Annotated in this window: 11 protein-coding genes and 1 pseudogene; all 12 read left to right on the top strand. The window is 60.3% G+C overall.

The genetic code is table 11. The features are described from left to right. Nucleotides 1–132, top strand: a pseudogene (locus AAAB16_RS20320) (arginine ABC transporter permease ArtQ); the annotation flags it as partial. Continuing rightward, nucleotides 129–827 (top strand): ABC transporter permease, encoded by a 699-nt coding sequence (locus AAAB16_RS20315; RefSeq protein WP_340664954.1) that lies wholly within the window; start codon nt 129–131, stop codon nt 825–827. The pseudogene AAAB16_RS20320 and the gene AAAB16_RS20315, both read left to right, overlap by 4 nt. A gap of 57 nt (nt 828–884) precedes the next feature. Next, nucleotides 885–1649, top strand: a complete 765-nt coding sequence (locus tag AAAB16_RS20310; RefSeq protein WP_340664953.1) for an ABC transporter ATP-binding protein — start codon at nt 885–887, stop codon at nt 1647–1649. An 84-nt stretch (nt 1650–1733) separates the two neighbouring features. Further along, complete coding sequence (gene argR / locus AAAB16_RS20305) at nt 1734–2714, top strand: transcriptional regulator ArgR (protein ID WP_340664952.1); 981 nt, start codon at nt 1734–1736, stop codon at nt 2712–2714. Nucleotides 2715–3018: 304 nt separating this feature from the next. Further along, entirely contained in the window at nt 3019–4239 is a 1221-nt protein-coding gene (locus AAAB16_RS20300; protein ID WP_340664951.1) for an aspartate aminotransferase family protein, read from the top strand. Nucleotides 4240–4359: 120 nt separating this feature from the next. Then, entirely contained in the window at nt 4360–5373 is a 1014-nt protein-coding gene (aruF, locus tag AAAB16_RS20295) for an arginine/ornithine succinyltransferase subunit alpha (protein WP_340664950.1), read from the top strand. An 11-nt stretch (nt 5374–5384) separates the two neighbouring features. Further along, on the top strand, nt 5385–6416 hold the full coding sequence (astA, locus tag AAAB16_RS20290; RefSeq protein WP_340664949.1) for an arginine N-succinyltransferase: 1032 nt from the start codon (nt 5385–5387) through the stop codon (nt 6414–6416). Next, nucleotides 6413–7876 (top strand): succinylglutamate-semialdehyde dehydrogenase, encoded by a 1464-nt coding sequence (astD, locus tag AAAB16_RS20285; RefSeq protein ID WP_340664948.1) that lies wholly within the window; start codon nt 6413–6415, stop codon nt 7874–7876. Before astA ends, astD begins: the two co-directional genes overlap by 4 nt. Beyond that, nucleotides 7873–9243 (top strand): N-succinylarginine dihydrolase, encoded by a 1371-nt coding sequence (astB, locus tag AAAB16_RS20280; protein ID WP_340664947.1) that lies wholly within the window; start codon nt 7873–7875, stop codon nt 9241–9243. The genes astD and astB overlap by 4 nt, the downstream gene beginning before the upstream one ends. A gap of 13 nt (nt 9244–9256) precedes the next feature. Then, nucleotides 9257–9547, top strand: a complete 291-nt coding sequence (locus AAAB16_RS20275; RefSeq protein ID WP_110617946.1) for a topoisomerase II — start codon at nt 9257–9259, stop codon at nt 9545–9547. Between the two features lie 21 nt (nt 9548–9568). Beyond that, nucleotides 9569–10588: a succinylglutamate desuccinylase gene (gene astE, locus AAAB16_RS20270; RefSeq protein WP_340664946.1), complete on the top strand. Its 1020-nt coding sequence runs from the start codon at nt 9569–9571 to the stop codon at nt 10586–10588. Nucleotides 10589–10668: 80 nt separating this feature from the next. Continuing rightward, nucleotides 10669–11361: low-specificity L-threonine aldolase (ltaE, locus tag AAAB16_RS20265; RefSeq protein WP_340664945.1), on the top strand; the 693-nt coding region annotated here is incomplete at its 3' end.

The raw sequence follows: 11361 nt of genomic DNA, 5'->3' as shown, positions 1-11361 counted from the left end.
GCCACCCACCAGCCGTTCACGTTCTACCTGACGGTGGCGGCTTTGTACTTGGCCATCACCAGCGTGTCGCTGCTGTTGTTGCGGGCTTTGGAAAAACGCTACTCGGTAGGTTTGAAGGTGGCTGAATTATGATTTTCGACTTCTCGCCAATCTGGGCCAATTACTCGATGTACCTGGGCGGCATTCTCGTCACCCTGAAACTGCTGCTGATTTCGCTGACTATCGGTTTGGCGATTGCCGTGCCGCTGGGGCTGATGCGCGTGTCGAAACAGCCGGCGGTCAATGCGCTGGCCTGGCTGTACACCTATGTCATTCGCGGCACGCCCATGCTGGTGCAGCTGTTTTTGATCTACTACGGCCTGGCTCAGTTTGAGGCGGTGCGTAACAGCTTCTTGTGGCCGTACCTGTCCAGCGCCACCTTTTGTGCGTGTCTGGCCTTTGCCATTAACACCAGCGCTTACAGTGCGGAAATTCTCGCCGGTAGCCTGAAATCGATTCCCCATGGTGAGATCGAAGCAGCCAAGGCCATGGGTATGTCGCGCGCCAAGTTGTATCGCCGCATTCTGCTGCCATCGGCCCTGCGCCGGGCGCTGCCGCAGTACAGCAACGAAGTGATCATGATGCTGCACACCACCAGTCTGGCGTCCATCGTCACCCTGATCGATATCACCGGTGCGGCAAAAACCATCAACTCGCAGTTCTATCTGCCCTTTGAGGCCTATATCACTGCCGGTGCCATTTACCTGAGCCTGACCTTTGTGCTGGTGCGCCTGTTCAAGTTGGCCGAGCGCCGCTGGCTGGCCTACTTGGCGCCGCGCAAGGCCTGATTTTTTGTTTAGCAACGTCAGCTGTGTCTGATCCACTGCCTTCCGAGAACCTGAACCATGTACAAACTCGAAGTCCAAGACCTGCATAAACGCTACGGCAACCATGAAGTGCTCAAGGGTGTTTCGTTGGCGGCCAAGGCTGGCGATGTGATCAGCATCATCGGCTCCAGTGGTTCAGGCAAAAGTACCTTTCTGCGCTGCATCAACCTGCTGGAACAGCCCCACGGCGGCAAGATTTTGCTTAACGGCGAAGAGCTGAAATTGGTCGCGAACAAGGAAGGCGCACTGAAAGCCGCCGACCCCAAGCAGCTGCAGCGCATGCGTTCGCGCCTGTCGATGGTGTTTCAGCACTTCAATCTGTGGGCGCATATGAGCGCCCTGGAAAACATTATTGAAGCGCCGGTGCATGTACTCGGCGTGCCGAAAAAAGAAGCCATCGAAAAGGCCGAGCATTACCTCAACAAAGTCGGCGTGGCCCATCGCAAAGATGCTTATCCGGCGCATATGTCTGGCGGCGAGCAGCAGCGTGTGGCCATTGCTCGCGCCCTGGCGATGGAGCCGGAAGTGATGCTGTTCGACGAACCGACCTCGGCGCTGGACCCAGAGCTGGTGGGCGAAGTGCTGAAGGTCATGCAGGACCTTGCCCAAGAAGGCCGCACCATGGTGGTAGTAACCCACGAAATGGGCTTTGCCCGTGAGGTCTCCAACCAGTTGGTGTTCCTGCACAAGGGGGTTGTAGAGGAGCGGGGCTGTCCGAAAGAAGTTTTGCTCAATCCACAGTCCGAGCGTCTTAAGCAGTTTCTTTCTGGCAGCTTGAAGTAAGCTTCAGCGCGGCGATTATCCAAGACCGCATTGCATCACCACCTGGCATGTAAAAGCATGCCAACAGAGCCTAGACTGCCAGCCATGACTGCCCACCGAATCGGTTTCCTCCTTTGGCCCAACACCAAGGCCATGACTTTGGCTTTGGCCGAAGAGGCGCTGCGCGTCGCCCAGCGCGTGCACCCGGAGGTGGTTTACGAGCTGGTTTTTCTCCAGGCTGAACCCGCTGCCGAAGCTGCCTGGCGTCTACCGGGCGAGCCGTGGGCGGGCAAGCTTGAAGGCTGCCAAAAACTCTTTCTGCTCGCTGACGAGCCGCCCGGTCAGTTGGCGCCGGCGTTGTCTAGCGCGCTCAAGCAGTTGGTGCGTGCTGGTTGTGTGATTGGTGGGTTGTCGGCGGGGGTTTATCCGCTGGCGCAGTTGGGCTTGCTTGATGGCTACCGCGCCGCCGTGCACTGGCGCTGGCAAGACGATTTCACCGAACGCTTCCCGAAAGTGATCGCCACCAGTCATCTCTTTGATTGGGACCGTGACCGCCTGAGCGCCTGTGGTGGCTTGGCGGTGCTTGATTTACTGCTCGCCGTGCTGGCCCGTGACCACGGCGCCGAGCTGGCTGGCGCGGTGTCCGAAGAGCTGGTGGTTGAGCGCATTCGCGAAGGTGGTGAACGCCAACGCATTCCGCTGCAAAACCGCCTCGGCTCCAGCCACCCTAAGCTGACCCAGGCCGTGCTGTTGATGGAAGCCAATATCGAAGAGCCGCTGACCACCGACGAAATCGCCCAGCACGTGTGCGTGTCCCGTCGACAACTGGAGCGCATCTTCAAGCAATACCTCAACCGCGTACCCAGCCAGTACTACCTGGAACTGCGCCTGAACAAAGCCCGCCAGTTGCTGATGCAAACCAGCAAATCGATCATCCAGATCGGCCTGTCCTGCGGCTTTTCCTCCGGTCCACACTTCTCCAGCGCCTACCGCAACTTCTTCGGCGCCACCCCGCGCGAAGACCGCAACCAACGCCGTAGCAGCAGCCCGTTCGAGCTCAGCTCCATCCCCTCCGAGCGCGGTTGATCCCTGCTCTTTGTAGGGTGCGCTGTGCGCACCTTTACAATTATCGCTTGGCACCCTGGTGCGCACAGCACACCCTACGGGGCGACGGCGATCTGAGCGTGGATGTAAATTTCCGTCCCACCACCAACCCTGTTTAAACTGCGCCTTCGCGACACCTTCTGTCGCCTTTATGAAAGCCGCGAAAAATACCGGGTTGGCGCTATAAGAAGTTGTCGCATGCCGACAATGCCCACCCTAAATCAGTCCCTACAATTCATTCCAGCGCTGACCTTTGGGGTTGGCGGTCCTCTTCAGGAGAGCTTCGATGTCCGTTGAGCAAGTGCAGGTCCAGCGCGCCGATTTCGATCAGGTGATGGTTCCCAACTACGCCCCAGCCGCCTTTATTCCGGTGCGTGGCGAGGGTTCCCGAGTCTGGGATCAGAGCGGTCGAGAGCTGATCGACTTTGCCGGCGGTATCGCAGTGAACTCCCTGGGCCATGCTCATCCGGCCCTGGTTAAAGCGCTCACTGAGCAAGCCAATAAAATCTGGCATGTATCCAACGTGTTCACCAACGAGCCGGCCCTGCGCTTGGCTCACAAGTTGGTGGACGCCACCTTCGCCGAGCGCGTGTTCCTCGCCAACTCCGGCGCCGAAGCCAACGAAGCGGCCTTTAAGCTGGCCCGTCGTTACGCCAGCGATGTATATGGGCCGGAAAAATTCGAAATCATCGCCGCAACCAACAGCTTCCACGGTCGCACCTTGTTCACCGTGACCGTTGGCGGCCAGCCGAAATATTCCGACGGCTTCGGGCCGAAGATTGAAGGCGTAACCCACGTTCCGTTCAACGACCTGGCTGCACTGAAAGCTGCTATCTCGGACAAAACCTGTGCCGTGGTGCTTGAGCCGGTGCAAGGCGAGGGCGGCATTTTGCCGGCCGACCAGGCTTACCTCGAAGGCGTGCGTGAGCTGTGCGACGCGCACAACGCGCTGCTGGTATTCGACGAAGTACAAAGCGGCATGGGCCGCAGCGGCGAGTTGTTCGCTTATATGAACTACGGCGTAACGCCAGACATCCTCTCCAGTGCGAAAAGCCTGGGCGGCGGTTTCCCGATTGGCGCCATGCTCACCACCACCAAGATTGCTGCACACCTCTCGGTGGGTGTTCACGGCACCACCTACGGCGGTAACCCGCTGGCCTCGGCCGTGGCTGGCGCCGTGCTGGATGTGATCAATACCCCGGAAGTGCTCAATGGCGTCAAAGCCAAACACCAGCGCTTCAAAACCCGCCTGGAAGCGATTGCTGCCAAATACGGCATCTTCACTGAAGTGCGTGGCCTCGGTCTGTTGATTGGTGCGGCCCTTAGCGATGCCTGGAAGGGCAAAGCCAAGGACGTGCTTAACGCCGCCGAAAAAGAATGCGTGATGGTGCTGCAAGCCGGTCCTGACGTGGTGCGTTTCGCCCCAAGTCTGGTGATTCCGGATGCCGACATCGACGAAGGTCTCGACCGCTTTGAGCGCGCCGTGGCCAAGCTGACCCAAGCCTGACGGCTATACCGCAACGCTGCTGTTCACCCCATTGGTTGTAGGGCTGCTGGTCAGTCCTACCGGGTGCGAGTCGGCGGCGTTGCGCTTTTCATACCCAAAGAGAATTTAAGGAGTAACACCATGCTGGTGATGCGCCCTGCGCAAATGGCTGACTTGGCTGACGTGCAACGTCTGGCTGCGGACAGCCCGGTTGGTGTTACTTCGCTGCCGGACGATGCGGGTCGGCTGAAGGACAAGATCGCCGCGTCCGAAGCCTCGTTTGCCGCCGAAGTCAGTTTTAACGGCGAAGAAAGCTACTTCTTCGTGCTGGAAGACACCGAGAGCGGCCGCCTGGTCGGTTGCTCCGGCGTGGTGGCGTCGGCCGGTTATTCCGAGCCGTTCTACAGCTTTCGCAACGAAACCTTTGTGCACGCCTCGCGCTCGCTGTCGATCCACAACAAGATTCACGTGCTCTCGCTGTGCCACGACCTGACCGGTAATAGCCTGCTGACCAGTTTCTACGTCGAGCAGCCGCTGGTGGATTCGCCTTGGGCTGAGCTCAATTCCCGTGGTCGTTTACTGTTTGTCGCCAGCCACCCGGAGCGTTTTGCCGATGCGGTGGTGGTGGAGATTGTTGGCCATAGTGACGAGCAAGGTGATTCGCCGTTCTGGGACGCTGTGGGCCGCAACTTCTTTGACCTTAACTACGCCGAAGCCGAACGCCTGTGCGGGCTGAAAAGCCGCACCTTCCTTGCCGAGCTGATGCCGCATTACCCGATTTACGTACCGCTGCTGCCGGACGCCGCCCAGGAAGCCATGGGCCAGGTGCACCCGCGGGCGCAGATCACCTTCGACATCTTGATGCGCGAAGGTTTTGAAACTGACCACTACATCGACATCTTCGACGGCGGCCCAACCCTGCATGCGCGCACCTCGGGCATTCGCTCGATTGCCCAGAGCCGGGTGGTGCCGGCGCGTGTTGGTGAGCCGGGCAAAGGCCGCCTGTATTTGGTTGCCAACGGCCAGCTACAGGATTTCCGTGCGGTGGTGGTTGAGTTGGATTGGGTGCCGGGCAAGCCGGTGAGCCTGGGTGCAGAGGTTGCTGAGGCCTTGGGTGTCGGTGAGGGCGCAAGCGTGCGCCTGGTAGCGGTTTAAGAGGAATAGCCATGATCGTTCGTCCCGTGCGCAGTGCTGATTTGCCTGCCTTGATTGACCTCGCCCGCAGTACCGGCGCTGGCTTGACCACGTTACCCGCCAATGAAGAACGCTTGGCCCACCGCGTGGGTTGGGCGGAAAAGGCCTTCCGTGGCGAAGCCACCCGTGCCGACGCCGATTACCTGTTTGTGCTCGAAGATGATGACGGCCGAGTGGTGGGTATTTCTGCCGTCGCTGGCGCCGTTGGCTTACGTGAGCCTTGGTACAACTACCGCGTCGGGCTCACCGTCAGCGCGTCGCAAGAGCTGGATATCTACCGGGAAATTCCAACGCTGTTCTTGGCCAATGACCTGACGGGCAACTCCGAGCTGTGCTCGCTGTTTCTTAAAGCGGACCACCGCACCGGCCTGAATGGCCGCTTGCTGTCAAAAGCACGCTTCCTGTTTATCGCCGAATTCCCGCAGCTGTTTGGCAATAAGATCATTGCCGAGATGCGCGGCATGTCCGATGGCGATGGCCGTTCGCCGTTCTGGGAAAGCCTGGGTCGGCACTTCTTCAAAATGGAATTCTCCCGCGCTGACTACCTGACGGGCGTGGGCAACAAGGCGTTTATCGCTGAGCTGATGCCCAAGTTTCCGCTGTACACCTGCTTTCTTTCCCAGGAAGCGCGGGAAATTATCGGCCGCGTACACCCCGACACTGAGCCGGCGCTGAATATGCTCAAGGCCGAAGGGTTCAGCTACCAGGGCTATGTCGATATTTTCGACGCCGGCCCGGCCATCGAGGCCGAAACGCAAAAGATTCGTGCCGTGCGTGACAGCCAAGCCTTGGTGCTCGCCATCGGCACGCCAGGCGACGACGCCACCACCTTCTTGATGCATAACCGCAAGCGCGATGAATGCCGTATTACCGCGGCGCCGGCGCGCTTGGCGGCCGGCACGTTGGTGGTCGATCAAATTACGGCCAAGCGCTTGCAGTTGAAGGCAGGCGATCAGGTGCGTGCGGTGCCGCTGGCGGTGGAAAACAAGGAGCTGACTCGATGAACAGCCATTACATTGCAGGCATCTGGCAAGCAGGCGCTGGCGAAGCCCTGGAATCGCTGAACCCGGTGACCCAGAACGTGGTATGGACTGGCAAGGCCGCCACCGAAGCGCAAGTCGACGCCGCTGTGCAGGCCGCGCGCCATGCATTTCCGGCCTGGGCGACACTGTCGCTGGACGAGCGCATCACCGTGCTGGAGCGCTTTGCCGCCACCTTGAAAAACCGCAGCGACGAGCTGGCCCGTACCATCGGTGAAGAAACCGGCAAACCGCTGTGGGAATCGGCCACCGAAGTGACCAGCATGGTTAACAAGGTCGCTATCTCGATTCAAAGCTACCGTGAGCGCACAGGCGAAAAGAGCGGGCCCTTGGCCGACGCCACCGCCGTGCTGCGTCACAAACCCCATGGCGTGGTCGCGGTGTTTGGCCCGTATAACTTTCCTGGCCATTTGCCTAACGGCCATATCGTGCCGGCGCTGCTGGCCGGTAATGCCGTGGTGTTTAAACCTAGCGAACTGACGCCAAAGGTGGCTGAGCTGACGGTGCAGTGCTGGGTCGAAGCCGGCTTGCCGGCTGGCGTGCTGAACCTACTGCAAGGTGCTCGTGACACAGGCGTGGCCTTGGCGGCGCACAGCGGTATCGACGGTTTGTTTTTCACCGGTTCGAGCCGTACCGGCAACCTGCTGCACCAACAATTCGCCGGGCGTCCGGACAAGATTCTGGCCCTGGAAATGGGTGGCAATAACCCGCTGGTGGTGGAAGAGGTGAAAGACCTCGACGCGGCGGTGTACACCATTATTCAGTCGGCCTTTATCTCCGCTGGCCAGCGCTGCACCTGCGCGCGTCGCCTGCTGGTACCGCAGGGCGAGTGGGGCGACGCGCTACTGGCGCGCTTGGTGGCGGTGGCGGCGACTATTCAGGTCGGCGCCTTCGACGCCCAGCCCGCGCCCTTTATGGGCTCAGTCATTTCTCTGGATGCGGCGCGCCATCTGCTCAAGGCCCAGGAACATTTGCTCAGTAACGGCGCTAGCGTATTGCTGGCCATGAGTCAGCCGCTGGAAAACGCTGCCTTGCTTACGCCTGGCATTATTGACGTGACGGCGGTTAGCGAACGTCCGGATGAAGAGTTTTTCGGCCCCTTGCTGCAGGTGATTCGTTACGCCGACTTTGCCGGCGCCATTGCCGAGGCCAACAACACCCAGTACGGCCTGGCTGCTGGTTTGTTGTCCGATTCGGCCGAGCGTTACCAACAGTTCTGGTTGCAAAGCCGCGCTGGCATCGTTAACTGGAACAAACAGCTCACCGGTGCCGCCAGCTCGGCGCCGTTTGGCGGCGTTGGCGCTTCGGGCAACCACCGCGCCAGCGCCTACTACGCGGCGGACTATTGCGCCTACCCGGTAGCTTCGCTGGAAAGCGCCACCCTGAGCCTGCCTGCAACCCTGACCCCGGGAGTCAGCCTGTGACCAACGCGAATAACAACAACAAAAATGCCTTTGAAGTGAACTTCGACGGTCTGGTGGGCCCGACCCATAACTACGGCGGGCTGTCCTACGGCAACGTCGCTTCGCAAGGCAACAGCCAGCAGGTTTCCAATCCCAAGGAAGCCGCCAAGCAAGGCCTGGCGAAAATGAAGGCGTTGATGGAGATGGGCTTTAAGCAGGGCGTGCTGGCCCCGCAAGAGCGTCCGGATGTGGCTGCGCTGCGCCAAATTGGCTTTACCGGCAGCGATGCCGAGGTGATCCAGCGCGCCGCTAAAGAAGCGATGCCGCTGCTGGTTGCCAGTTGCTCGGCATCCAGCATGTGGACTGCCAACGCCGCCACCGTCAGCCCAAGTGCTGACACCGCCGATGGCCGCGTGCATTTCACCGCCGCCAACCTCAACTGCAAATACCACCGCAGCCTGGAGCATCCGGTCACCAGCCGCATACTCGGCGCGATGTTTGCCGACCAAGCGCACTTTGCCCATCACGCGGCCCTGCCTGCCGTCGCCCAATTCGGCGATGAGGGCGCGGCCAACCACACCCGTTTCTGCAAAGACTACGGCGATGCTGGCGTGGAGTTTTTCGTCTTTGGCCGCAGCGCGTTTGACGCGCGCTACCCGGGCCCGCAACGCTACCCGGCGCGGCAGACCCTGGAAGCCAGCCAGGCCGTGGCCCGCTTGCATGGCCTGAGCGATGCCGGCGTGGTGTATGCCCAGCAAAACCCAGCGGTGATCGACCAAGGCGTGTTCCATAACGACGTAATCGCCGTCGGTAATGGCGAGGTGCTGTTCTATCACCAGGACGCTTTCCTCGAAACCGACAAGGTAGTGGCCGAACTACACGACAAGCTGGCCCGCCGTGGCGGCCGGTTCCAGGCTGTGTGCGTACCGCGCGATGCCGTCAGCGTCGAGGACGCGGTGCATTCCTACCTGTTCAACAGCCAACTGTTGTCGCGTGCCGATGGCAGCATGCTGCTGATCGTGCCGGAGGAATGCCGCAACAACGAACGCGTGTGGAATTACCTGTCGCGCCTGACGGCTGATGACGGACCGATCCGTGAAGTCAAGGTGTTCGATCTCAAGCAAAGCATGCAAAACGGCGGCGGCCCGGCCTGTTTGCGCCTGCGTGTGGCCTTGAAGGAAGACGAACTCAACGCGGTAAATAACGGCGTGATCATGACCCCGTCGCTGTACGACACCCTCAATGTATGGGTCGACAAGCACTACCGCGACCGCATGGCCGAAAGCGATCTGGCCGACCCACACCTGCTGGTCGAATGCCGTTCGGCATTGGATGAGCTGACGCAGATCCTTAAACTAGGCTCTGTGTACCCCTTCCAGCTTAATTAAGAGTGTTTTGACCATGTCCGATAGCTTGCAACTGATCCTCGAAGATACCGACGGCACCCAGCTGGAAACCTCCTGCACCCGTTTTGCCGTGATCTGGCAGGGCAAAGAAGTGTGGATTCAGCAAGACGGCCGCGGCCAACTGATCATTGGCGTGGACGTGGAGGAGGGCGACGCCGAGTACGCCAACCTGTTGCTGCGTCCGCTGGCGACTAACCTGGTGAGCCTGGAACTGGAAATGGAACCAGCCGGCGAGTTGGATGATGACGAAGACGGTCACGTGCACGGCCCTGACTGTAACCACTAAGAACTAGACGGAACGCGCCCTATGCTAGCCCTCGGTAAGTTGTTGGAGTTGACCCTGGTAGGCCGCGAGCCGGCCGCCAAGATTCAACTGACCCCCGAGGGCGCCCGCCTGCGTTGGCTGGCCGAGGGCGCGCTGGAGATTACCCCGCCAGCGGGGCAGGACAGCGGCCTTGATCTGTTGTTGTCGGCCGGTATCCACGGTAACGAAACAGCGCCAATCGAACTGCTTGATCGCCTGCTGCAAGGCATCGCCCGAGGCGAGCTCAAGCCGCGCGCGCGCATTCTGTTTTTGCTCGGCAACCCCGAGGCGATGCGCAAGGGTGAGCGGTATATCGAGCAGGATATCAACCGCCTGTTCAATGGCCGGCACGAGCAAAGCAGCGGTTTCGAAGCCCTGCGCGCCTGTGAGTTGGAACGCCTGAGCGCGAGCTTTTTTACTCAGGCGCCGACTGACGCGCCGCGTCAACGTCTGCATTACGACCTGCATACCGCCATTCGTGGCTCGAAAATCGAGCAGTTCGCGCTTTATCCGTGGCGTGAAGGCTGCAAGCATTCGGTGCTTGAGCTGGCCCGTTTGAAGGCGTCGGGCGTGGCGGCGGTGCTGCTGCAAAGCAAGGCGTCCATCACCTTTAGTTCCTACACCTACGCGCAGTTAGACGCCGAGGCGTTCACCTTGGAGTTGGGCAAGGCCCGCGCCTTTGGTCAAAACGATGGGGTAAACCTGGAGGCGCTCGAGGCGCGGTTGCAGTGCCTGATCGAGAACAGCGAGCCGCCGCTGGAGGCAGACGACCTCGAGGGTCTGCAATTGTTTGCCGTCGCGCGGGAAATCATCAAACACAGCGACGCCTTCCATCTCAACTTACCTGCCGATATCGAGAACTTCAGCGAGCTGCCGGTGGGTTATGTACTGGCCGAAGATATTGCCGGCATGCGCTGGGTTGTCGAAGAGCGCGGCGCGCGCATTATCTTTCCCAATCCCAAGGTGAAAAATGGCCTGCGCGCCGGCATTCTGGTGGTGCCCACCAGCGCCGACACACTTTAATCGCCAATTAGTCGAAGTGCCTCTTGTCGCTCTAGAGCGGCTGCTTTAGGGTCGAGGGTCTGCCGTAGAGGAGACCCGTAATGCCCGTTATCGATTTGCGTAGCGACACCGTCACCCAGCCCACCCCCGGTATGCGCGAGGCCATGTTGCAGGCGCCAGTGGGCGACGACGTGTACGGCGAAGACCCCACCGTCATCCGTTTACAGCAGTACCTGGCCGACAAGCTCGGTTTTGCCCAGGGCTTGTTTGTACCCAGCGGCACCATGAGCAACCTGCTTGGCCTAATGGCCCATTGCGAGCGGGGCGACGAGTACATCGTTGGCCAGGAAGCGCACACCTACAAATACGAAGGTGGCGGCGCAGCGGTGCTGGGCTCCATTCAGCCGCAGCCGTTGCAGGTAGAAGCCGATGGCTCCCTGGACCTGGCACGCGTAGCCGCAGTGATCAAACCCGACGACTTTCACTTCGCCCGCACCCGTTTGCTCGCCCTGGAAAACACCATGCAGAGCAAGGTGCTGCCCCTCAGCTATTTGGCGTCGGCGCGCAAACTGACGCAGGAGCGCGGTCTGCAACTGCACCTGGACGGCGCCCGGCTGTATAACGCGGCGGTGAAACAGGGCGTTGAAGCGCGGGAAATTACCCAGTATTTCGACTCCGTTTCCGTATGTTTGTCCAAAGGCCTGGGCGCGCCCATTGGCTCGGTGCTGCTGGGTTCTGAGCAGTTGATCGACAAGGCTCGGCGGCTGCGCAAAATGGTCGGCGGTGGTATGCGC

It is taken from the genome of Pseudomonas sp. (assembly GCF_037994325.1).
In the GTDB taxonomy this organism is placed as follows: Bacteria; Pseudomonadota; Gammaproteobacteria; order Pseudomonadales; family Pseudomonadaceae; genus Aquipseudomonas.
The sequence above is the reverse complement of the archived record's forward strand: the minus strand, read 5'-3'. Positions and strand labels throughout refer to the sequence as shown.